Source organism: Okeania sp. SIO3I5 (assembly GCF_010672085.1).
GTDB lineage: Bacteria > Cyanobacteriota > Cyanobacteriia > Cyanobacteriales > Microcoleaceae > Trichodesmium.
Genome location: NZ_JAAHHT010000021.1, coordinates 6,155 through 32,152 on the forward strand (window position 1 = coordinate 6,155; position 25,998 = coordinate 32,152).

Annotated in this window: 13 protein-coding genes; 7 read left to right on the forward strand and 6 right to left on the reverse strand. The window is 34.7% G+C overall.

Features of this window, described 5'->3' with window-relative positions; all coding sequences use genetic code 11:
* The 3 genes from F6K40_RS07405 to F6K40_RS07415 form a co-directional block, all read left to right on the forward strand.
* Positions 1–701 (forward strand): Rpn family recombination-promoting nuclease/putative transposase (locus tag F6K40_RS07405; protein WP_293133537.1); only part of this gene is annotated, 701 nt, incomplete at its 5' end.
* 88 nt (positions 702–789) lie between these two features.
* Positions 790–921, forward strand: a complete 132-nt coding sequence (locus F6K40_RS07410; protein ID WP_293133540.1) for a hypothetical protein — start codon at positions 790–792, stop codon at positions 919–921.
* Between the two features lie 6 nt (positions 922–927).
* On the forward strand, positions 928–1,197 hold the full coding sequence (locus tag F6K40_RS07415) for an RpnC/YadD family protein (RefSeq protein WP_293133543.1): 270 nt from the start codon (positions 928–930) through the stop codon (positions 1,195–1,197).
* A gap of 164 nt (positions 1,198–1,361) precedes the next feature.
* Here F6K40_RS07415 and F6K40_RS07420 read toward each other — a convergent pair whose 3' ends face one another.
* Positions 1,362–3,245 (reverse strand): AAA-like domain-containing protein, encoded by a 1,884-nt coding sequence (locus tag F6K40_RS07420; protein ID WP_293133546.1) that lies wholly within the window; start codon positions 3,243–3,245, stop codon positions 1,362–1,364.
* Between the two features lie 1,053 nt (positions 3,246–4,298).
* Here F6K40_RS07420 and F6K40_RS07425 point away from each other — a divergent pair.
* Positions 4,299–4,946 carry a DUF3747 domain-containing protein gene (locus F6K40_RS07425; protein ID WP_293133549.1) on the forward strand — a complete coding sequence of 216 codons (648 nt, stop codon included), beginning with the start codon at positions 4,299–4,301 and terminating at the stop codon, positions 4,944–4,946.
* 443 nt (positions 4,947–5,389) lie between these two features.
* Positions 5,390–5,722 carry a hypothetical protein gene (locus tag F6K40_RS07430; protein WP_293133551.1) on the forward strand — a complete coding sequence of 111 codons (333 nt, stop codon included), beginning with the start codon at positions 5,390–5,392 and terminating at the stop codon, positions 5,720–5,722.
* Between the two features lie 930 nt (positions 5,723–6,652).
* Here F6K40_RS07430 and F6K40_RS07435 read toward each other — a convergent pair.
* From F6K40_RS07435 to F6K40_RS07455, 5 genes are all read right to left on the reverse strand, one after another.
* Positions 6,653–6,949, reverse strand: a complete 297-nt coding sequence (locus tag F6K40_RS07435; protein WP_365670549.1) for a CHAT domain-containing protein — start codon at positions 6,947–6,949, stop codon at positions 6,653–6,655.
* A 216-nt stretch (positions 6,950–7,165) separates the two neighbouring features.
* Positions 7,166–14,455, reverse strand: coding sequence for a tetratricopeptide repeat protein (locus F6K40_RS07440; RefSeq protein ID WP_293133554.1), 7,290 nt, complete (start codon positions 14,453–14,455; stop codon positions 7,166–7,168).
* 57 nt (positions 14,456–14,512) lie between these two features.
* Positions 14,513–15,523 carry an STELLO glycosyltransferase family protein gene (locus F6K40_RS07445; protein WP_293133557.1) on the reverse strand — a complete coding sequence of 337 codons (1,011 nt, stop codon included), beginning with the start codon at positions 15,521–15,523 and terminating at the stop codon, positions 14,513–14,515.
* Between the two features lie 62 nt (positions 15,524–15,585).
* Complete coding sequence (locus F6K40_RS07450; RefSeq protein ID WP_293133559.1) at positions 15,586–18,846, reverse strand: tetratricopeptide repeat protein; 3,261 nt, start codon at positions 18,844–18,846, stop codon at positions 15,586–15,588.
* A gap of 41 nt (positions 18,847–18,887) precedes the next feature.
* The gene (locus F6K40_RS07455) at positions 18,888–19,211 is read right to left on the reverse strand and encodes a tetratricopeptide repeat protein (protein WP_293133562.1); all 324 of its coding nucleotides are present in this window, start codon (positions 19,209–19,211) and stop codon (positions 18,888–18,890) included.
* Between the two features lie 435 nt (positions 19,212–19,646).
* Here F6K40_RS07455 and F6K40_RS07460 point away from each other — a divergent pair, with 435 nt between their 5' ends.
* Both F6K40_RS07460 and F6K40_RS07465 read left to right on the forward strand, forming a co-directional pair.
* A complete protein-coding gene (locus tag F6K40_RS07460) occupies positions 19,647–23,084 on the forward strand; it encodes a sulfotransferase domain-containing protein (RefSeq protein WP_293133565.1) in 3,438 nt (1,145 codons plus the stop codon).
* A 962-nt stretch (positions 23,085–24,046) separates the two neighbouring features.
* Positions 24,047–25,998: glycosyltransferase family 92 protein (locus F6K40_RS07465; RefSeq protein ID WP_293133568.1), on the forward strand; the 1,952-nt coding region annotated here is incomplete at its 3' end.

The following is a 25,998-nucleotide window of genomic DNA, read 5'->3' on the forward strand; positions in this document are numbered from 1 at the left end:
TAGATATTCGAGCTACATTATCTGACAATTCAATAGTGATTATTGAAATGCAAGTTTCTCGGATGCAAGCTTTTGATAAACGGGTAGATTATAATTTGTGTAAAACTTATGCTAATCAATTAGAAAAGGGTGAACTTTATTTTCTGCTAAATCCAGTAATAGCTGTGACAATTACTGATTTTAAGATGTTTGATGAACTTCCCGAAGCAATTAATAGATTTGTGTTTAAAGAGGAGAAAAAAAATGTTGCTTATCTAGGGGAAAATTTAAAATTAATATTTGTCGAATTGCCAAAATTTCAGAAAAAATTAGAGGATTTACAGAGTTTAATTGATAAGTGGATTTTCTTTTTAAAAGAAACTGCTAGTTTGGAGATAATTCCCGAATCTTTAGGGGAAGTGCCAGAAATTGAACGCGCTCTAAATATTGCTAATCGAGCTAATTATAGTAGGGAAGAATTAGAGGAATTTGATAGACGAGCAATGATGGTTCAAGATGAGAGAGGGAAAATAAATTATGCGAAAGAAGAAGGCAAAATAGAAGTTATAATGTTGTTAATTAATCAACGTTTTGGAGAGGTTGATCGAGATATTACCGATCGGATTTCTAATTTAAAGAGTGAAAATTTAGAAAATTTAGTTAAGGCACTTTTTGATTTTAATAGTCTAGCAGATTTATTGAGTTGGTTGGATAATCTGTAAATTCAGTTCTGCTGATAATTGATAACTGAAAAGGGGCGGGTTTCACACGAAATTCATCGGCATGAATATCAAATTGAATGAATTATAAGTGAGTGAAACAACTCCTTTAGGTGTACAAATTGTTCAATTAGTTGTAGCAAAGAAGAAACTACTTTTGGAGAGAGTAACCGTTTTAATTGATCGAGTCAAACAGCAGTTTGCTGGTGAAAATGAGCGGTGACAAATTTTGAATTTATTGTCAGTTATTGTTCTGGAAAAATTACCACAAATGAGTCGTCAGGAGTTAGAAGCTATGTTTGGTATTGATGATTTGAAAAAAACTCGTTTTGCTGAGGAATTAATGGCTGAATCAAAAGCGGAGGGAAAAATAGAAGGAAAACTAGAAGTTATTTCTAGTTTATTAAAAAAAGGTTTTTCTGTTGCAGAAATTGCCGAAATTTTAGAACTCAAAATTGAGCAAGTGCGACAAGCGATCGCTCTTCTTGAATTAACTTAAATAGTTGGTTGAGTTGAGGCAACAAAACTCAACCAATTATTTCCGATATTCCAGACTTTAGCTGTGTCAGTCTACTACATCAATCCGTGCATCCGTGGCAAAATCGGTGTCTTGCTCTGACTTCTCTAAAGCACCATTTTAGCTGAAACAATCCACGATTGAACCTACAAATGAACTTGAAAATACTGTCGATATAACTGACACCTGGGATAACATTTATTGCCTTCCCATTTGACTAAACCTAAACTATCTAATTTAAAACCTAACATTCCTGTTAACTGCCCGCTATAATTTTCAGAAATTACATTTTTCATGGCTTCAGCTAACTCTGGATATTCTTCTAAATTCCACAATTGTCGTCGCAAATGGTCGCTATAAATTCCGGTTTCAGTTGTTACATTTTCTGGTAAATCTTGTAGAGTCAAATCTTGTTTAGAAATGTGATATAACGCTACCCTAATTAAATAAGGATGCCCCCCAACAATTGCCATTAATTTCTCTACTTCTTGTTCTGACCAATTCAAATTATGTCGGGATGCTAAATCTTTAACTTGCTCTGGATTAAATTCTGGTAAATCTATGGGCAACCCTACATTAAAAGGAGATTGATTAATATTCATAGGAATATAAACCTCAGTCGAATGAACTACTAATAACCGCAATTTTTTCCAAATAGCACGTCGCTTTGATTCTTCATGCCAAGCTCGTAATAATCCTAAAAAATCTTCGGCAATATCGGGGTATTGAAAAACTCGGTCAATTTCATCTAAACCCAAGACTAAAGGATGATCTATTTGTGCTAATAAATATTTCTCAAAATAATCCTTACAATTAACTTTACTGCCAAAAATATCATCCCAATAATCATCTAATTGATTTGGCAAACGTAACTCCCTTCCCACATAAGCACAAAACCATTTTAAGAACTTATCAAGATTACTAAAAACTTCTTTATCTACTAACTGAAAACTCAAAGGTACTGTCCGATATCCTTCCAGTGCAGCATGATGTAAAATTCTTGCCATTAAAGAAGTTTTTCCCATTTGTCGGGGTGCTTTAATTCTAATTAAACCGCTCGGTTGTAAAATAGTTTGATAACAACGTTCTTCTATGGGAGGACGCTCCATATAAAAAGTAGATGCAACATCAATTTGTCCTCCTGGTATTTCGGGTTCCGCAGAGGGTAAAGGTAAGAGGTTTGCGGAGGCGACATCACTAATTTCTTCAGTTGCAGAAATTTCCTCTTGCTCCTCTACTTCCAGAGCAATATTTTCTGGTGGGGTTGCGAGAAGAGTCAAAACTTCCCGGAGAATAATAATTGTATCTTCAGGCGATCGCCACTCCCGTTGTTGAATGCGATAGAGATAACCGCGCAAGTCATGATTGAGAGGTGTACTCAGAGAAAAACCTACCCGAATTGGCAAAATTACAGGTTTACGATCTGAGCGGGAAGATTGTAATTCTCTAGCAAGTTGCACTTGATAGGTGAGCAACTCACTTTGTACCGACTGGGGAGGCAAAAATAACAGCAAATAGTCACAGCGTTTCAACTCTTCATTAATTCGCTGAAACCAATTTTCTCCCAGACGAATATGATCTGCTGCCATAAATACCTGATGACTAGCAGCAGTAAGAGCTGTTTCAAACTGTCGCGCCAATTCTTGATCTGGATCTTGACTGCGATAACTAATGAAAATTTGAGAACTATTTTGAGTGACTATTTGTTCGTTATTTAACAGTGGTAGTAATTCTGCTAGAGATTCTGACTCCGTTGGAGAAGAGGTTTGTTTTCCAGAGCGGTAGTCAGTTTCATCCAATGTCAGATTAAAAGCAGCAAAAAGCTGTTGAATCTTGCTGATATCTGCACCGACTCGTCCTTGTCTAATTTTACTAATAGTGTCGGAACCGACTCCAGACTCTGCTTCAATTTCTGACAGAGTACCTCTAAGGTTGTATTGCTGTTTCCATTCTTCAATAGCTTCATTCAATTTTTTCAGTCCAGAAGTTGTCAGAATTCGTCCGCGATCGCGTTTTGATTTTTTTTCCATTTTAAATAGGTAATAGGGAACAGGGAACAGGGAACAGGGAACAGGGAACAGGGAACAGGGAACAGGGAACAGGGAACAGGGAATGAGTATAAATTCTCTAGTTTACTCCCAATAATACTATAATAGCAAAATTTGTAGTGGACTGTTTCAGCTAAAACTGTGCAATAGATTGTCTCCCTTGTCTCCCTTGTCTCCCTTGTCTTCCTTGTCTTCCTTGTCTAGACACAACCAAAAAGTAATCCGCCATTTAAGATGAAACAATCCAGTAGGGTGCGTTAGACGGCGAAAATTTAGACTATGAAAAGCATTTAACAATCCGTCGCCGGGCACCATTTTAGAATATGTGTCAGTCCACAAAAAAACCGGGTTTATTTCCCTGATTTTAAATCACGAAATTTGTTAGATAAACCCGGTTTCTGGGAAAGAAGCGATCGCCACTCAGCAGATCATTTTTTAACTTTCCTGGCGGGAAGTCCCGCGCTCTCCATCCCCCCTAACCCCCCGTGCATAGGGGGGAGGGGGAGCGTCGGGATGAAAGCCTGGGCCTGGATTCGGATACCTTCATAAGCTAAACGTTCATAGGCCCTTGACACAAGCTAGGAGCATTTTGTTATTATCAATGTCAACACAGGGGGAGGACATCACCTCTGTCATGCGCAGCGGTCAGGGTTTCCCAGACTGAAGAATCCCTATTTTTTCGCCAAAGGGCAACGTCGGGAGTATGTCAAGGTTTATAAGGAGATTTTAACCTCTATAAAAGTTGATATATCAATCCTCAATAATTAAAAACTGTAGGGGTTTGGTCTCCAAACCCCATTTTTGCTTGGGGAAAGGAGACTAAATCCCTACGATAAAATGTTACAACCTATTTAGGTTTGCTATAGCCGATCGCTAGTTAAGGAAGATAACTAATTTTTTCTAATTTAACGAAGTTAACTAACTAATAAAAAGTTTTAATTTTTTTGATTAACTTCCTAATGTTCTCTACAAAAAACTGACGATTTTTTTAAAGTAGTTACATAAATTTCTAATAACTAAACAGGAGTAACTACAATGAGAAACATTTTTAAAACTGGAATTACCACTATTTTAGCTACAATAGTTTTGAGTATGTATTCTAAAACCATAGCCCAAGCAAATTACACTTTTGATGAAGTACAAATTGACCAAAATCAAGTTATTGCTATGGCAATGCCCCTAAGTGAATTACAAGGACTTTATAGTTATAAATTAATCGTTTTAGAGCAGCGTTCTAATGAAAGAGCTTGTTGGAGTGAAAGTGAAACAGGATTATATCCAATATTAGTTGAACCTCTATTATTAAACTTTAATTTTACTGGTATTTGTGGACGAGCTACTGATAGTAATGGTTATTCAATACGGGTAGATGGTAATGATTTATCAATGAGTTATAGATTAACTTTGCAAAATGTTGATGGTGAAATTAAATTATTTGGAATTTCTCTGAGTGGGGATAAAGTTTTAGTTGGTAGAACTGGCGGAATTAGTGATGGAATGATGAAAATTATTCTAGAACCTGGTTGGCAATTTACCAAACGTAGTTATCAAGATAAAACTCTAGGTCATTTTTATTTTAGTTATGATAGTTTTGCTGCTAAACAATCTGCTATTGAGCAAAAAATAGCTGAGATTGAATCTCAAATTCCATATTTTTCAGAGCTGGATGATAATATATTGTAGGGGCGAATGGCATTCGCCCTCTAAGTAGATATCTTATGTTTAACAAAAGTAGCACAGGCATCTTGCCTTTAACGAAGTCAGAAGTCAGAAGTCAGAAGTTGTTTTTGTAAAGGGGATTTATGCTCCGCTCCCAAAACATTTCACCTTAAAATTTGGGGCTTTAAACCAAATTATTTTGGTAATATTATGTCCGAATCAGAGCGCGATTAAAAAGTTTTTGTTTGTAGTTTTGCTTTAGCCCTAACTGCAGATTTGGTTAGAGCAAAACTAGGAGAGCTTCTAATTATAACTATTTAACCGGACATTATATAATATAGCACTACGCAAATAGGTTAGGACGTTTATAAATTCTCAAATTCAGTCAGGGATTATTTTTGAATTTTGAATTTTGAATTTTGAATTTTGAATTGCGCTATAGCTGTAAATAAAATTTCAGAAAAAATATGAAACTCAGATTGATAAACCAAAACCAAATTACTGACATTTCTCAGACAAAAAAGAATTATTTAGAAACATTTGTAGAGCTAATTGAACTTAGTTTAATGATTGAAGAAACAGAGTATTTTACAGGAGATGATTGGTTACCTTTATGTGGTGATATTGACACTGGAGAAATTTATAGAGGCTGGTTTATTTGGCAAGATACAGAACTTTCTCAAGAATGGGAAGGTTACGATCGCATTACTAATCAACGAATTATTGCTAGTAACTTGAATCTATTAACAGCAAAAATTGATCAAATAGAAAATTATAGAAACTTGCAAGTAAATAATTAGATTGGAATCTAATTATTTATAATAAAGCGCTTTTCAAATTGATGAACCACATCTTCACAAGCAAAACGTTGTAGGGACGTTCCATGGAACGTCCCTACTGTAGACTTCTGATCTTAGCCGTTTAGCTTCGCACAACTTTCCTGACGGAATGCTCCGCAAACGTTAACGCTGCGCGACATGAAAAGCGGAGCTTTGCGCCAGCAAAAACGTCTGTACGGGAGAAAGACTGTTGTTGGGTTTCGTCCCTCAACCCAACCTACATCTGAATTATTAATTATTAATGGCTTTGTTGTATGAAAACATATAGCTACCGCACAAGATCCAAGATCCTTGTACTTCATACTTCTACAACTATTTTCCAATAAATAAATCAAACATCAAAGATTAATAAAAAAAAGGCTGAAACTTATACCTGTCAAGACTTTCAGTGATTTAACTATTGGCCAATAAATAAATCAAACATCAAATATTGATAAAAAAAGGCTGAAACTTATACCTGGAAAGGCTTTCAGCGATTTAACTATTGGCCAATAAATAAATCAAACATCAAATATTGATAAAAAAAGGCTGAAACTTATACCTGTCAAGGCTTTCAGCGATTTAACTATTGGCCAATAAATAAATCAAACATCAAATATTGATAAAAAAAGGCTGAAACTTATACCTGTCAAGGCTTTCAGCGATTTAACTATTGGCCAATAAATAAATCAAACATCAAATATTGATAAAAAAAGGCTGAAACTTATACCTGTCAAGGCTTTCAGCGATTTAACTATTGGCCAACACAACAAATGAATAAAGCATCAATCTATAGAAATAGGGTGATATAGCTGCAACTAGGTTCACCTTTCATGTCGGGAACAACCGAAAAGCGGAACGGATGTTCTGTCGCTACTTTCATGCAACAAAGCCATTATTAATTATTAATTATTAATTATCAATCGGTGTTCCATCCCCGGAAAAGATAAAACTCGCCCAATAATAAGGATGTTGATACTCCCCTTCCTTCAACCAATCTCGCTGAATTTCGAGCAAGGCATCCCGGCGTCCAATTCCTGCTTTTAATCCCTGATAATAAGCTACCATCAAATCTTTTGTGGCATCATCTTCTACTTTCCACAGACTAATCATTTGACTTTCACTGCCGGCAATCACGAAAGCACGACGTAATCCATAAATTCCTTCCCCGGCGCTAATATCTCCTATTCCTGTATCGCAAGCGGACAACANTGGACTGTTTCAGCTAAAACTGTGCATGATTATTTTAGGTTGTGGGAAGACAAGGAAGACAAGGAGGACAAGGAAGACAAGGTGGTAAGGGAGAAAAAAGCCTATTGCATCATTTAAGATGAAACAGTCCACTACAATGATTTGTGAAAAAAACTGTAGGAGTTTGATTTGGAGACCAAACTTATTTTTCTGTTTCACTAATCAGCAGAAATTCTAGATTTCTGTTTCTAATTTTCTGAACTTTTCCAACATTTTTTCCTCATTCAACTTCTCAATAGTTGCTAATATTTCCCCGACTCTTTTCTCAAAACTATGATTCTCTCTTACATATTTTGCTAGCTCTAATTTTTCTCCTACATTCTGACTTTTCTGCTGCAAACAATCTTCTACTACTTTTGGCAAATCTTCCTGAGAATTATAAGTAGAAATTTTATTTCCAAACACTTTTTCCAAACCTGAAATTTTGTCAGATACAATTGTTGCTCCACAAGCAGCAGCATCAAATAAACGATTGGAAATAAATCCTTTTTCTCGCATAGTATCCCAATGGTCATTTAATAAAACGCCACACTTACTGTAATAACGTCGTAAAATTTCATTAGGAATATATTCTCCTTTTAAATAACCATCGGGCAAGAAATTACCCCAGTTTGTACCATAAATATCTACCTTTAAACCACTCTCCACTGCATCTTTTACTATCTGGCGATAAACTTTCCGAGAATTTCCCACAAACAAAATTTCTCCTATTTCTTCATAACCTTCTTTGTCAGGATAAAACAAATTTTGATCGGTACATTGGAGTAAAGTTTGTACTGGAACTTTTACCTTTTTCTGTAACTCCTCAGCATAGGAATCGGATGCCACAAATACTCGGTCATATTGTTCATATTCTTGTAGGGAAACTTGATCTGGATGACTAATATTCCACATCAAATTAATATGATAAGACTTTGGTTGATAACGACTCAAACCGCGAATGGTAATTGCCACATCATCTCCAAATATTTGAGGATTTTCCCACTCTGGCAAAATATCAATTCTGACGGAATGACCTAATATTTCAAATTGCCGTTTTATTGCTAAGGCAAAATGATAGTCTCCCCATTCTTGCGCTTGTTTCCAGTCAGGAACTCCGATTTTTATGCCGATGCGGAAGCTATTACTCATTTTTTCACGCAAGGCAGAAAATATTGTATGAGCGCGATGTTTATAAGTGTGTTTTTCTTTGACTATTTTCTGTAATTCTGCAACTTTGGCTAATCTTAATTCCTCATTTGTGAGGTACTCTCGTAATAAATTTTCGAGAGATTCGCGAGAATTATAAGTAGGCAATAGTCCGTTGAAAGATTCTTGATTTCCTAGTTCTCCATTTGTCAGAACTAAAGCACCTGAAATAATGGCATCAAACACCCGCGAATTTGTGGAACCCCATTGTTTTGTGACTGAATTTGCATCATCAATTACTATTTTTGTGGAAGCATAGACTTTTGGCATATCTGTATAAGGGAGAGGTCCGCGATTATACTTTTTAAACTTCTCAAATTTTTCCCAGTTATAGCCATACAAAGCAAATTCAAAGGGTAAATTATCTGGTTCTAACAAATTCATAATATCTCGTGAATATTTCCAGAAGCTTCCTGTGAAACAATAGTCAGATTTATATTTATTGTCTAGTTTGGAATTGACTTTTTCTGATTGGTTGAAAGTTGCTGTTTCTGAATTTTTCTCTACTTGAGTTTTGTCGGAGTCGGGAATTTTATTGCCTCGTTGGGAATTGATTTTTTCTGATTGGTTGAAAGTTGCTGTTTCTGAATTTTTCTCTACTTGAGTTTTGCCTGAGTCGGGAATTTTATTGCCTCGTTGGGAATTGATTTTTTCTGATTGGTTGAAAGTTGCTGTTTCTGAATTTTTCTCTACTTGAGTTTTGCCTGAGTCGGGAATTTTATTGTCTCGTTGGGAATTGATTTTTTCTGATTGGTTGAAAGTTGCTGTTTCTGAATTTTTCTCTACTTGAGTTTTGCCTGAGTCGGGAATTTTATTGTCTCGTTGGGAATTGACTTTTTCTGATTGGTTGAAAGTTGCTGTTTCTGAATTTTTCTCTACTTGAGTTTTGTCGGAGTCGGGAATTTTATTGTCTAGTTGGGAATTGACTTTTTCTGATTGGTTGAAATTTGCTGCTTCTGAATTTTTCTCTAGTTGAGTTTTGTCGGAGTCGGGAATTTTATTGTCTCGTTCGGAACCGACTTTTTCTGATTGGTTGAAAGTTGCTGCTTCTGAATTTTTCTCTAGTTGAGTTTTGTCTGAGTCGGGAATTTTATTGCCTCGTTCGGAACCGACTTTTTCTGATTGGTTGAAATTTGCTGCTTCTGAATTTTTCTCTAGTTGAGTTTTGCCTGAGTCGGGAATTTGATTGCCTCGTTCGGAATTGACTTTTTCTGATTGGTTGAAAATTCCTGCTCCAGAATTTTTCTCTACTCCAGAAGAGATTTTTCCTGACTCTTCTAAAATTCCTACTTCCGAAATTTTCTCCACTCGACTTTCACCTAATTCGGGAAATTTATTACCTACTCCAGAAGAGATTTTTCCTGACTCTTCTGAAATTCCTACTTCCGAAATTTTCTCCACTCGACTTTCACCTAATTCGGGAAATTTATTACCTACTCCAGAAGAGATTTTTTCTGACTCTTCTGAAATTCCTACTTCCGAAATTTTCTCCACTCGATTTTCACCTAATTCGGGAAATTTATTACCTACTCCAGAAGAGATTTTTCCTGACTCTTCTGAAATTCCTACTTCCGAAATTTTCTCGACTTGACTTTTACCTACTTCGGGAAATTTATTACCTACTTCAGATGAGATTTTTCCTGACTCTTCTGAAATTGCTACTTCCGAAATTTTCTCGACTTCGCTTTTGCCTGAGTCGGGAATTTTATTGCCTCGTTCGGAACCGACTTTTTCTGATTGGTTGAAAATTGCTCCTCCAGAATTTTTCTCTAGTTGAGTTTTGTCGGAGTCGGGAATTTGATTGCCTCGTTCGGAACCGACTTTTTCTGATTGGTTGAAAATTGCTCCTCCAGAATTTTTCTCTAGTTGAGTTTTGTCGGAGTCGGGAATTTTATTGCCTCGTTCGGAACCGACTTTTTCTGATTGGTTGAAAATTCCTGCTCCAGAATTTTTCTCTAGTTGAGTTTTGTCGGAGTCGGGAATTTTATTGCCTCGTTCGGAACCGACTTTTTCTGATTGGTTGAAAATTCCTGCTCCAGAATTTTTCTCTAGTTGAGTTTTGTCGGAGTCGGGAATTTTATTGCCTCGTTCGGAACCGACTTTTTCTGATTGGTTGAAATTTGCTGCTTCTGAATTTTTCTCTAGTTGAGTTTTGCCTGAGTCGGGAATTTTATTGCCTCGTTCGGAACCGACTTTTTCTGATTGGTTGAAAATTGCTACTCCAGAATTTTTCTCTACTTCAGATGAGATTTTTTCTGACTCTTCTGAAATTGCTACTTCCGAAATTTTCTCGACTTGATTTTTACCTACTTCGGGAAATTTATTACCTAGTCCGGAATTGAGTTTTTCCTGTTGTTCAAAAACTGCTAATTCAGAATTATTCTCTAAACTTTTTACTTCTGACTTCTGACTTCTGAGTTGACTTTCACTTTTAACTTTTGACTTTTGACTTTTAACTTCAGAATTGACTTCTTCACTTTTGAATTTTGAATTTTGAATTTTGAATTCTTGAAATCTTTCCTGATTAGTTGCTATTCTAACTACCGTTGCGGGTTTAAATAATTTCTGCCGAATATAATCAGCAGATTTTTGAGAAGAACACCAGAAACAATCATAATCTCCTGCTGATTTTTGAGATGCCCAAATTTCAAACCAATTTCTTGCCCAAGCAACTTTTACTAAACTTGGTTTAGCATTTTCTATTCTTTCTAAATCATAGTCATGGCGCATAACAACAATTACATCTAATCGCGTCATATCATACCAATCTTCTCCTTCTGAAATATAGTAAACATCCCATCCAAATTCTTTCACTAATTGTTCTCCTAATTCCACTGCCGTAAAATAATCTCCTGCGGAAGCTGCCATATCTGCTTCAGTTACAGCAAACCCAATAGTTAAAGGATGCCCAGTCCAATAAATTCCTTTTTCAAAATAATCTTGTAGATGTTTCCTGCGTAAATAATAGGCATATCTTTTTTCTATTATTGGGCGATTTTTCAAGATTTTCTGGGTAAATTCTTTCCCCTTATTAAATCGAGAAAAACCACGATTATGAAAAGCTGTTAAATGATTGGCACTGATAATTTCTTTGCCTAATTTTTGTCGGATAGTCAAACATAAATCTACATCCTCATAACCATAAAAGTAGTCTTCATTAAAACCTCCTACTTTCTGAAAATCTTCTCGCCGACACATCATTAATGCTCCAGTTACAACAGGTACTTTCCAAGGAGCAGATTGTACTTTTAATAATTGCGGAGCATATCGAATTTCAAAAGGATAAAAAGGTTCATTTTGACTGTGGAAATATAACTGTACTCCTAAATGTTGAGTAGGAGGAAAAGCCAAAGAGCGATCGCTAACTATATCTAATAATTTGACTCCTACCATTCCTAGATTTTCATCTTGTTGAATTAGCTCAACCATCTGAGGAATTATATCTTGGCAGAGGGTAATATCGTTATTCATAAATAACAGTAATGGTGCTTTTGTTTCATCTACTCCTACGTTGTTGGAGTTGGAAAAAGAATAATTTTCTCCTCTGGCAATAATTGTAATTGGTAATTTTTCTGACCATTGGGTACAGACATCTATACTATTATCTGTTGAACCGTGGTCAACTACTATTAATTCTAATTTTTCATAACTGTTATAAAGCTCAAAGGAAGCAAATAATTCACTTAAGAGTTTCGCTCCATTCAAACTCAAAATAATTACTGCTACTTTTGGTTTTTTTGCCTGAATTTTTGCCAGAGGTATCTGACTTCTTACTTCCTCTTCACTGATTCTTCCTTCTTCCTTGTTCCCTCTTCCTTCTTCTAACTCTTTACTTCTAACTCCTGACTCCTGTCTCCTGTCTCCTGTCTCCTTCTTCACTCCTGACTCCTGACTCCTGACTCCTTGAACACGATAGATAAGTTTATTAATTTCTCCCTGCTCGAAACTGAGATTAACTTGATGTTTTTTACCTTTCGGTCCGACTACTAATACTTTAGGAGAATTTTTTATTTGTTGACCTGTTTCTGTTATTTTGACACTAACTTCAACTAAACCATTGCTATGTAAAGATGGCGGAATTTTCTGAGCAAAAGCATGACATCCGTGAGTACCAAAAGCTTCTGCTAAATCTTGACGATATTTATTCGCGACTAACGTTCCAACTAAATTATTACCGACAAAAATATCCAGAAATACAACTTTGTCAGGGTCTTTTTTATGTCTTGCCCAACCAGAAACATAGTCGATAGTTGCATAATCAAGACAACCTTCAAATTCTGTTTCTCCTAATAAACTGAAACTGCCAAATTCCCCTGTTCTGATCAGATTTTGTATTGATAAAACTTCCTCTAATTTTTTCTTAGCCTTAGAAAAATGAGGGTCTATTTCCAAAGCACGACGATAACAACTTATTGCTTCACTTAATGGATTTTTTTTAGTCTTAGCTTCCCCTAACTGAAAATGAAATTTTGCCGATAATGGTTTTAACTCCACAGCTTTAGCATAAGCAACTACCGCCTCTTCCCATCGACCTAACTTTGACATTACTTCCCCAATATGGTAAGCAACATCGGCAGATTTAGGATTAAGTTGCCTAGCTTTCCTATAAACTACTACCGCCTCATCCCACCTTTCCAGTTGTACCAGACTTTCTCCCAGAACATGATAAAGTGCTGCCGAATTAGGATTAATCTCTGCTGCCCTACCATAACTAACCACTGCTTCTTCCCACCGTTTTAGTTTACTGAAAGTAAAACCTAACTTATGGTGAATTTCCGCTGTATTAACACCTAGCTCAATAGCTTGACGATAACTGACAATAGCATCATCAAATTTTTGTTGTTGTACCAAAGCTAAAGCCAGACAATGGTAAACTTCTGGCAACTTGGGGTTAAGCTTCAGGGCGCGACGATAATTAACAATCGCCTCATCCCACTGTTTTTGTGAGGCATAAGCTTCCCCTAAATAACCATATACCCGAGCAGTAGTGGTAGTATCTCCCTGTTCCTGCAAAAAATTAATAGCACGTTGAAAAGAAGCGATCGCCTCATCCCACTGTTTAATATTACTCAAAGCTTTGCCCAAGTCTTGGTAAGCTTCAGCTAAGTTAGGATTAAGTTCTACTGCTTGGCGCAACACTGCCACTGCCCAGTCATTCTGCTTTAATTGAATCAAAGCATGACCTAACTGATGATAAACATCTGGAGAGTTTGGTTGAAGTTCGGAAGCTCTACGGTAAGCTACAACTGCTTCCTCCCATTGTTGGAGTTTGGATAGAGCATATCCCAAATAATGATAAACCTCTGGGGAGTCTGGTTGGAGTTCCGTAACTTTCCGGTAAGCTGTCGCTGCTTCTTCCCACTTTTGCTGTTGAGCTAGAGCATAACCAAGATGGTGATAAACTTCTGGAGAGTTCGGCTGAAGTTCCGTTGCTTTTCGATAAGCCGAGATAGCTTCTTCCCATTTGTGTTGTTGAGTTAGAGCATAGCCAAACTGGTGATAGACTACTGCCGTAGGGGCGGTACTTTTATCCTCGCCCAATAAATCAATTGCTTTCTGATATGCAGCAATAGCCTCATCCCACCGATGCAATTTTGCCAAGGCTTCCCCACAATAATAATAAACTGTAGCAAAATTAGGAATTATTTGGCAAGCCTTTCCATAAATTTCGGCAGCTTGATGGAAGTCTCCCAATTTGGTTAAAGCCGTTCCTAACTTTTGATACCCTTCCCAGAAACCAGGGTCAATTTCAATCGCTTTTCGATAACAGATTATCCCTTCCTCAATCTGACCTTGTTTTTCCAAAGCTACCCCTAAATTTTGATGAGCCATACTAGAGTCAGGTTCTAGGGATATAGCCTTTTGGAAATGAGCGATCGCTTCGTAGAGTAAGCCTTTCTGGACTAAAGCTGCTCCTAAACTAATATAGAATTCTGAGAAATTAGGATTAATCTTAATGGCCTGGGAAGAAGAAGCGATCGCCTCATCTAACCGACCTTGTTTTTCCAGGACTTTCGCCAAATTATGATGAGACAATGCGGAAGTCGGTTTTAGTTCTATGGCTTTTTGGTAGGTTGTAGTAGCTTCTTCCCATTTCTCTATTTGAACCAGAACATCCCCTAAAGTTTGGTAATATAAGGCCAAGTTGGGATGAAGTTCGATGGCCTTTTGAATTAGGGCGATCGCTGACTCTATTTTTTTCTGTGCTAAAGCTTGCTTACCTGCTTGGAAATATTGGTTTGCAGTTTCTGAATTTATTGAGGAAAAAGATTTCATTTTTATGCAGCTTAGTCTGTTTGAATGATGGACGGGAATCCAGCGCTGTACCGCAGTTCAGCGTCGGGAGGATGTCAAATCTTTAAGCCAAGCTTCTAGTAGCTCGCCCTCTTTTGGTGGGAATATTTCATTTTTAATGAGAGTATCGTAGCATTTTCTGAGGTTATCTAATATTTCATTTTTTCCCGTTGTTAATTTAACCTCAGACAATAATTTTGCTATTTTTTCATTGTGGAGATAACCAGGAATTTCTTGTTCAAAATCTTGCATGAGATTATGAATATTACGCTCTTGATAAACAGTTGGACTGTGAAATAAAATCCGCCAACCATTTTCCCAACAAATTATTTGAGCGATAAAACTTCGCCATATATCTGTCATTCTAAATGAACAATATGCAGGTAAATACATAAGTGGATAAGCATTCGGAAACCAATATGTATTTTGACTATTGAAAGGACACCAACTATCTTTACCCAATGCTAAATTCACATTATCTCTAAAGTCTTGAGGTAAAGGTAAAATCAATCTGTAAATTGCATCAACATCTGGATTTTGATTAGCTAGTCCTTGTTGAATTACACATTCTGATAAAGATTCAGATAATTCTCCATAAGGGGGTACTGGGCGATTAATTTTGTCTAATGGTAATCCTCTAGGCCATATTGGTGCTTCTGAAAAGTATTTATAAACATTTACCCAACCTCTATTGTCGATAATTTTACATTTAATTTCCCAAGATTTTTCTTGCCAAAAACTATCTAGAGGCAAATTATCATCATCAGTCTCTACTATTTGTTCTGCTCCTTTTTGTATTGCTAATAAATAGCCGATATTTTTTCTAGCATAATGTTTAGTAGGGCATAGTTTAGGGTATTCTAATCCTGTAGATATTTGAGCATTAATATCATAGTATTGAGTACCTTCTAAAAAAAAGTCACTTGGTGTTTTTGTATCACCAATAATTATGAAATCCCAGTAGGATAACTGACAACCTAATGCCAATTCTCGTAAAACTTTATTGGGTGCTGAAATTGTTGTAACGACTAATATTGTTTTAGATTGCATCTATCTAGATTTTTATTTATTCAAAGTTCGTGAGCAATGACCATAATCTCTTCTACTTATTTTTATTTTTGCTCTTTAGCCATTAGCTTTTTCTTTTCAATTTTTTTGAGAATCTTAAATATTCTTTGATATATAGTTTGCCAATTAATTTCATAATTTCCATAGGCTCCTTTATGTAGTTGTTTAATATCTTGAGACCTCAAAAAGGAGGGAGCGACTACATTTTCTTTCACACGCGACCAAAAACTTTGTTGCCTAAGATGACCTTGATTAGCATAAGCAACACCTGGTCTATCACTTAGCCATGATGTAATTACTAATCCCGAACCTACTACACAGATATAAGCATCAATTTGGTGTGCCCAAACTATACTTTCATGTAAAGGACAACCTAATGTACTGTATATTTTTATATCTGGTTTGACTAGCTTAACAATACTTTCAACTATTTCATTACAATCAATCCAGCCATCAAACACTATCCCTATATTCGGAAAATTTTCACTCAATTTGTTAATGATATTTGCATATCCTTTTTCTTGTGATTTCCAACTTTTATTGTGTGCCCGAAGATTTACCCATAGTAGAGGAAAACACTCTAGATTATTTTTTCTATTTGGTAATACTGCTCTGAAATTTTCACTGCATTTATTCCAAGCAACATCATATATTCTAGAAACATATTCTTGAGTAATAAAATGTTCCGCCACCCTCAAGCATAAACAGTTATTTTTTAATAATAACTGGAACTTTTTTATTTCTGATACATTTGTGAGAATTAACTGTTTTTTATTTTTGAGTTCGGGAAAAATTTCTGTCACTCCTAGGTGTTGAGAATTTCCTATTGCTAAACAATCTATCTGGTCTAACAAAAGATTTTTGTATAAATAATATATTCCATTAAGTTCTTGCCAAAAAAAGTGTCCGAGATTGCGTCGAAAACCAACAATTGATGTTAATAATCTTGGCTGCTGGGAATGAATATATTGTTTAACTTCTCTAAAATAAGTAACAAAATAAGTCTTCAAGGTATTATAATCACTCTGAATAGATTTAACAGTGTGGGGAGCTTTGTCTGATAATATTATAGCTATCTCATATTTAGGAATATACAGAGATAATTTCCACCCACCAAAACTACCTGCTAATATATAGAATACTTCCGTACCCACAAAACGATAAATAATTGTAAGGTCTCGAAGATAAAAAGATTCATTAGACTTGATTAGATTACCAGCGATCGGATCTATAGCGTACATATATTGGAATTCTGTTATGGTCTGGCTAAATTCTACTCCACTATTGAGACGGCGATCTGGGGTAGATAGTTTTCTATGGGGATAATGCTGTGTTCTTTTGAGAGGATTGACTGGTAATTCTTGATTAAAATAATTGATATAAATATTTTCTAGCTCATTATTTTCTAGAGCAATCATTTGTAGATACTCTAAAGATATTCCTAATGTTTGAAGATGCTCTTGCTCTGATTCTGTGATTTTTTTGATATTAAATATTATGATTTTATTTTGAGCAAAATAATTTTTGATTTGATTGACTTCTGGTTCCAAATTCTCATAATTTATATCTTCTATATTGAAATCAAATTCTTTGGGATTTTTTTGATTAAACCAATTCCAGATTTTATCGTAGATTGAATCGGAAGAATTATGATTGATTTTTGGCTCTGGTAATGAGTAAGACTGTGGCTTAGGAAATTCCTTAAACAAACTAACTGCTTCTGGAATTAACGATGCTTCTGACAAACTAATACTTAACCAATAATACCACCATAAATTCTGCAAATCTTTTTGGAAAATTCGATGATAACAATCAATAACCTGTTTAATTTTTCCATTTTTCACCAAAGACACTCCTAACAAGAGATATTTGGAGATTTGACTTTCTTTGCCATACTTTTTCTCTAAAAATAAAACTTTTTCATAGCATAAAAGTGTTGCTTCCCAATCTTGTTTTTCCATCCACAACATCCCTAGTTCATAATAGTCTGAACTTTGAGGTTGAAGTTCAGTAACTTTCTGATAAAGCTGAATTGCTTCTGTTAAATTCCCAGTTTCTTTGTGGTCTTTTGCGCAACTACGATAATCTTCTATTAGAATTTGCTTTTGCTCTATAAGTAGAGATTCAAGTTTAGGAAAAAATTGAGATTCTTTAGGTAAATTTTGTAGCCCTTTTTGGTAAACCTCTAAAGCTTCAGCTAACCTTCCTGTTTCTCGTAATATTTCTCCCCATAAATAATAAGCATCGCCGTTAGTTCGATTTAATTCAATTACTTTTGAGTAGCAGGCGATCGCCTCTTCTTTCTTGCCTTCCTTTGATAAAGCTTTACCTAAATTATGATAAAACCCAGAATTATTTGGTTGGATATCAATTGCACTTTTGTAAGCATTAACTGCTTCTGACCATTGTTTTTTTTCAAATAAAACCAACCCCAAGTTATTGTAAATAAACCCATTTTTAGAATTAAATTCTATAGCCTTACGGTAAGCATTAATTGCTGCATCCCATTTTTTTAATTTCATCAAACTTAAACCTAATTTTGGGTAAGACCAAATAGAATTAGGGTTAATTTCTATAGCTTGTTGAAAATTAATGACTGCTTCAGCAAACTCACCTTTTTCTAGTAAAGCTTTCCCTAATTTTTGGTAAGCTACCCATATATTTGGTTGGAGTTTTACAGCTTTTTGATAATAGTTTATTGCTTCATCCAAACTACCCTGAATTATCAAAGCATCTCCTAATAAATGATAAGCTTTAAATAAATTAGGATTTAACTCAATTGCTCGGCCATAACAAGCGATCGCTTCGGTCAACTTCTGATGGTCAAAAAGACCTTTACCCAGACTTAAATATTCTGATGCTGTTGCCGACTCTGGCTGTAAAGTTAATACTTGATAAGAACACTCTGCTGCTAACTCTGGCTTACCTACCAACTGCCAAATTTTAGCCAAGTTTCGGTAAAATGCAGCAATATTTGGTTTGAGGGCGATCGCTTTTTGATAAGAAGCTATAGCTGGCTGCCACTGCTTTTGCATAGCATATAGACTGCCCATATTAGCATAGACTTCTGCCCAGTCAGGTTGAGCAGCAAGGGCTTTTTTGTACCAACTCATAGCTTCTTCCACTTGGCCCCTAGCAAGGCTAATGTTTGCTTGTATCTTGCACCCAGGGGCAAGGTCTGGTATAACTTCTAAGACTTTTTGACAAGCTGCCTGTGCTCTATCTAATTTTCCTTTGGCCAAATAGGTTTCTGCCTGTTGGAGATTTTCAACTACTGTAGTTTCTGGATTTAACTGGGAGTGCATATTTTTATTTAATGTAGAATTCTGAGAAATTAGGATTAATCTTAGATGGCCTGGGAAAAAGAAGCGATCGCCTCATCTAACCGACCTTGTTTTTCCAGGACTTTCGCCAAATTATGATGAGACAATGCGGAAGTCGGTTTTAGTTCTATGGCTTTTTGGTAGGTTGTAGTAGCTTCTTCCCATTTTTCTATTTGAACTAGAACATCCCCTAGACTTTGGTAATACAAGGCCAAGTTGGGATTGAGTTGAATGGCCTTTTGATAGAGAGTAACAGCTTTTTCTAGTTCCCCTGCTGCTATAGCTTGTTGGCCTTCTTGAAAGTATTGGGTTGGAGTTTCTGGGGTTAGTGGGAACAGGTTGCTCATATTTTTTGTCTTATTTTGAGACTACTACTCATACCTAATAGTGTTAGTATCAGCTTACTAAATTAAGATGTTATAAGTTGCTTTTTTTTCTAAAAATCAATCTTGGCCTTAAAGAAAATGGAAAAGAATTACGTTTTTCAAATACATAACCCAATTGTATTGTTAAGCCAATTAAAATTAAATCATTACATTGGAGAGAAAACAGGATAAATTTTCAGTTTATATGTAAGCATTCAACTCTAATCTTAGGTCATGCTGTCCAAGCATTATTTTAATGAATTAAGTAAGGATTAGTTTATTTTTGCACATTTTAAACAAAGTAATCCCTGATCGAAAAAATTAATTGAAATATCCTTCAGTGATCGCCACCATTTGAAGTGTATTTTTCTGAATTTTTATTATTTATAACCAGTTTTTATTATCTATAAAATTATTATGCAAAAACCAAATTTTATTATTATTGGTGCTCAGAAATGTGGAACTACCTCTCTATATAAATATTTGACTAAACATCCTCAAATTTTACCTGCAACTAAAAAAGAGGTACATTTTTTCGACTTAAATTTTGACAAAGGAATGAGTTGGTATTATTCTCATTTTTCTCAAAAAGAAACCCAGAATAAAATCATTACAGGAGAAGCTAGTCCATACTATATATTTCATCCCCATGCTCCCCAGAGAATATCTCAATCTCTACCAGATATAAAATTGATTGTACTACTAAGAAATCCTGTAGACAGAGCAGTATCTCATTATTATCATAATCGTCAGTTTCGTAAACTTCGGGAACCTCTGTCTTTTGAAGAAGCAATTCAACAAGAGTCATCTCGAATTGAACCTGAAATAAATAAAATTATAGCAGATGAAAATTATAAAAGTTTGTCGCATCGATACTACAGTTATTTATCTAGAGGTATTTATATCCAGCAATTAGTTGAATGGATGAAATTTTTTCCGAGGCAAAGCTTTTTGATTTTAAAGAGTGAAGAACTGTGGGAAAATCCAGGACAAAAAATGAAACAGGTATGGGATTTTTTAGGGGTACCCAGTCAGACCCAAGAAATTTATGAAAAACACAACTATAGACGGCACAAAAATGATATAAGTGCAGCTACACGAATGATGCTAACTGAATATTTTCAGCCCTATAACCAAAGGTTAGAGGAATACTTAGGTCAGAAGTTTAATTGGGATAATACTGCTGTTAAAAAATCAAAAAATCAGGAAAGTCAATCTTTAAACATGACCTCCATAACTGAGCAAGTATCAAATAAAAATCAAGATAAATTATCAGTAACTAAAATTCAGCAAGGTGAAATATCCTCCACTCAAAAGAAAAATCAAAAAGTTTCAAGAAAAATTAACTTCAAATACTTAGTTGTAGCAACAGCGAGAAGTGGAACTAAATTTATGTCCTATGCTTTTAGAAGTGTGGGAATAAACTGCGGACATGAAAATTTTTTTGGCGCTCCTTCCAAAAAACAGCGATACTTAACTGAGGAAGTAGTTGAAAAAAGAATGTTGAATAACCAAAAGTTAGAAGCTGATTCTAGTTGGTTAGCAGTTCCATTTTTGAATACCAAATGTGTACCTAAAGATGTTTCAATTATTCATCTGACTCGTCATCCTCAAAAAGTAATTGAGTCACTAATAGCAATAGGTTTTTTTAGACGAAACTACAACTTTTATACCAACTATGCTCTTTTAAATACACCCCAAATTAAATCATCAGATTCAGAATTAACTAAATGTTGTAAGTGGTATTTATATTGGCATCGTAAAATTGAAGAAAGTGGCAGACAGTTAATACATTATAGACTGGAAGATCCTTTGGAATTACTGTTTGATAAACTGAGTTTGGATTACGAACGATATGAAATTTTTAATGACATTAAAACTAATACTAGAAATTCTGAAAATCGGAGAAAAATCAACCTCATAGAAGAAATAAAAGAACCAGATTTGCTTAAAGAAATTATTGAAATGGCTGAAGGGTATGGTTACTCAATTACAGAAGAAACAGAAACAACTATGTCTACTCAAAAAAATCAACAAGAAAATATAGTTAAAGTTGATAATAAATATGAAAAAGAAATACAGGAAAAGGAACAGGTATCAATGTCTGAATTAAAAGATAAATTACATAACTATCAGTCTCGGTTAGAGAAAATACATTCACAACGAAACTCAAAACAATTTGGCTCATCTACCTCATCTAATGGAGAAATAACTATGAAATTGAGCAATGATAATTCAGTGGCAAAAAAAACAAAGTCGAAAAGAACTATTCCAGCTTTAACTAAAGATGCGGTTATTTTTTTAGAGAAATTTTTGCGACAAAAACCGAATGCTAAAGTATTGGAATTTGGTAGTGGTATTTCTACAGTTTGGTTATCAAAGCTAACTAAAAAACTCGTTTCTATTGAGCATGATATAGAGTGGTATCAAAAAGTTACAAATTATCTCGAAGATGATAATAATTGTTATCCAGTAGACTTTAGATTACTTGCTAGACCATATCATACAGTGTGCCAAGAATTTCAAGGTGAATTTTTTGACGTGATTATAGTAGATGGTCGTGATCGAGCAAAATGTCTTGAAGCATCAATAAGAGTTTTGAAAAAAGGTGGAATATTGATGGTAGATGATGCACAAAGAGAGAAGTATAAACCAGCATATAATTTGTTAAGAGATTGGCAATTGATAAAAACTGTTAGTAAAACTAAGATTCAAAAAGCTACCTATTGGTGGCAAAAACCAGATTCCGATCAACATGAAAAAGAATTAACTGAAGTAAAACCACAAGCAAAAATAGAAATTGTAGATATCAGCTTTTCTAAAATTGATTCCCAAAATCTACTCAAATACCATATAGATAGACCAAAAAAAGGAGATAAAATTGATTGTTACAATAATCAGATTGAAATTATTGGTTGGATTTTGGGGAAAGAGTCTCAACCAGTAGCAGTAGAAATTCTCAGCAATGGTAAATTACTTCAAAAAGTATCTATTAATAAAAAACGCCCTGGTGTGGCAAAAACTTATCCCCAAATTCCCCAGGCAAAAACAAGTGGTTTTGTCGCAAATATAGAAGTAATTGGTTTACCAAAAGAATCTGAATTAACATTACAAGCAATACTAAAAAATAAAAGCCGTGTACTTCTTGGCTCGATAAAATTACATATTAAATCTGACAAATCAATAGGCGTAATTTATATTGCTACTGGAGAAAAATATATTCGTGAAGCCTGTCAATCAGTAGCTAGTTTGAAGGCTCAAATGCCTCAAATGCCTGTCACAATTTTTGCCGATGAAGATATCAAAAATTCTAACTTTGAGCAAGTAGTAGTTATAGAAAAACCTCATTACAATCATGTAGATAAGGTTCAATATATGTATGCGTCACCTTATGATTACACATTATTTATTGATACAGATACTTATATTTCTGCTGACTTTTCAGAGATATTTCCACTTTTAGATAAATTTGACATTGGAGTAGCTCATGCTCCCTTGAATATGAAGGGCTTTAAGAATGGTGTACCTGAAAGTTTTCAACAGTTTAATTCAGGGGTAATCTTATATAAAAAATCTCCTGAAGTAGAACAATTTTTTTCTAATTGGTTTGAATGGTATAATCCACCTAATTTCGATCAGCCTACTTTTAGAGAAGCTTTGTATAAGAGTCAACTCAGAATAGTAACTCTACCTCCAGAATATAATTGCAGGTTTCCTTTTCTGGGAGTTGTTTTTGGAACTGTGAAAGTTTTACATGGAAGGCATAAAAACTTACCATTAGTAGCTCAAAAAATAAATTCAAAAAAAGGTTTAAGACTTATCAATCCTAAAGAATTTAAAAAAATCAGAGAATAAATATTATGCAGACTACTGAGTCATGTAAAAAGGCTGATTAATAGGGTGCATCTCAATGCATGAATAAAGCAAAAAATTTATTGCTTTTAGGGAACAGGGAACAGGGAACAGGGAACAGGGAACAGGGAACAGGGAACAGGGAATAGGGAATAGGGAATAGGAAAAAAGTATTTTGGCAAATATGAGATGCACCCGATTGACACTTACCCTAATTCTGTCAAATGGTATTTGGTTATGGATTGCCTTATTCATCATATCATGTCCGCTGGTATGGTTCCGTGTAAAGCGGCACAGGCAAGATGCCTATTTCGCAAGGTTCAGATCTACAGGAAATTTAAGTTGTTTTGGGGTTAATACCCTTAATCCCTAGATAATTAAAGCCCAAATTTCTGAATTCTATAGCGCTACGCGCTAGGGAACAGGGAACAGGGAACAGGGAACACAAAACTTAGAACAGGAGACTTTTAAAGGCTTTTTCTTATAGGGAAATGCTCCGCAAACAGGATTTAGAAATGCCCTAACCTTAATGGGTAGTGCTATAAATTCTAAATTCTAAATTATGAATTCTTACCCTTTGACAATACCGATGGTATCAGACATGATATCAGTCGGAATTTTGAGTTATATTTATTTTCCAAAACGAGGATATCGGAGGATAGAAATAAAAGTTTTAGTATGCTTGCCAATAAATGGAAATAAACTATTTATTTCATCAGCTTAGGAAGTTGGTTGCGACTAAGTTTACTTACATAATGTGGGGATTTCTCCACTTGCTTATATTCTTTGCCACCAAAAAATTAATGTAGTTATAGCAGTATAGCAATCCTCCGCATATTCGTGGCAAAAATATTACTGCTTTTTAGGGAACAGGGAACAGGCAAGAGTTTCAGTTTTTTCTTTACTTTTTGATTACCTGCAACCTATTTAGGATTGCTATAGTCTATAACTTAGGAGATATTTCTATGAATCAAGTCAGAAAAAAAGCCACTTTAAGTGTATGTGCAATTATGAAAAATGAAGCGCCGTATTTGGTCGAGTGGTTAGAATTTCATAAGTTAGTTGGTGTTGAAAGGTTTTATTTATATAACAATTATAGCAGTGATAATACTCTTGATATTGTACGTTCATATCAAGAAAATAATGAGGTAGTTCTGCAAAATTGGCCTGTACGGAATGGTCAACAAATGAAAGCATATAATCATTTCCTAGAAAAGTATAAAAATGAATCTAAATGGATAGCATTTATAGATTTAGATGAATTTTTATTTCCCACAGAAAAAAATGATTTAAGAGAAGTATTAGAAGAGTTCTCAGATGTTCCGGCAGTAGGGATTAATTGGTTAATTTTTGGCACATCAGGACATCAGAAAAAACCGGAAGGATTGCAAATAGAAAATTTTACTAAACGAGCTAAAGAAGATTTTAGGGCTAATCTAAATTTTAAATGTATTGTTCAGAGTGAATTTACTATTAAGTGTACTACTCCTCATCATTTTGTTTTTGTAAATGATGGAGCAGCAGTAAGCGAAAATTATGAAAAATTATCAGAGTCAATTTCTCCTAAACATTCGGTGAAAAAATTGAGAATTAATCATTACTTTACTCGCTCTATAGAAGAAGCTTTAAATAAGATAAACAGGGGTAGAGCAACTGTAAATAAAAAAAGAAAAATAGGAGAAATAAAATATCACGATCGCAATGAAGTAGAAGATTTGACTATTCAAAGATATATTCCTAAACTGAAAAAAGCATTGGGCATAATTACTAGGGATAATAGTAATGTCTCTTCCTATTTAGAACGGTCGAATTTATTACTCACTATTGGCAATATCGGAAAAGTAGTAATTGAGAATCAAACGCTAAAGTTAACAGGTTGGATAGTTTCTCTAAATTTGCTTCCTATTAGCAGTTTTAAAGTTTTGATTGGAGGTGAAGAATATACAGACTTTAAAGAAATTCTAGGAATGGAAAGTCCGAGAATAAAAAAAGCTCACCCTAGATTAAGAGGAGCAGAAAGAGCAAGATTTTATCTGGAAATACCTCTTAATAAAACACATAGAGAAAACTATCAAAATCTCCTAATTGTTTTAACTCCTATTTGGGAAAACTATGAGGGTTGTATTTTAGTTAATGTCTTTAATCCTACTTTTATACTTCCTACTAAAGAATACATAGATGGAGTTAATAGAAATGGTTCTTTTAATTTTCAGTCTAATGCTTTCAAATGGTTAGGATATTTAATTCAAAGAATAGGTATTAAACCTACAGATAGTATTCTCGATCTAGGCTGTGGAATAGGTGATATTGGCTATGGTTTGGCTTATTACTTAATACATAAAGCGCGTTATGAAGGTATTGATTTTTCAGAAAAGGTAATTGATTGGGCACAGCAAGAAATTACTTCCAGAAAGCCTAATTTTAACTTTCAATACTATGATATTTATCATCCTATTTATAATTCAAGGGGAACTATGCCTATGACAGAATTTATATTGCCTTATCCAGAAGCAAGTTTTGATGCGATTTGTATTAGTAATCTTTTTTACCATTTGTCTAGTATTGATGTGCGTCATTATCTCCATCAAATTCAGCGAGTTTTAAAAGTAGGAGGAAAGTGTTTATTTGCTTGTTTTTTAATTAATTCTGAATCTCAAAAGTTAATTGCTGAGGGGAAGAGTTCTCAGCATTTAGTCAATGAAATAGAAGGTGGTTTTTGTTTAGATCCAGAATTGCCAGAAAAAACAATAGGTTTTGAAGAATCCTTACTAATTGATTGGATTAAAGAAAGTGGTTTAATTCTTGTAGACAAATATTATGGTTCATGGTGTGGGCGCAAATCTTTTATTCGTCAAGATTTGATAATTTTTGATAAACTCCCTCTAAATATACCTCTGGAGAACGTAAGTAAGCATAA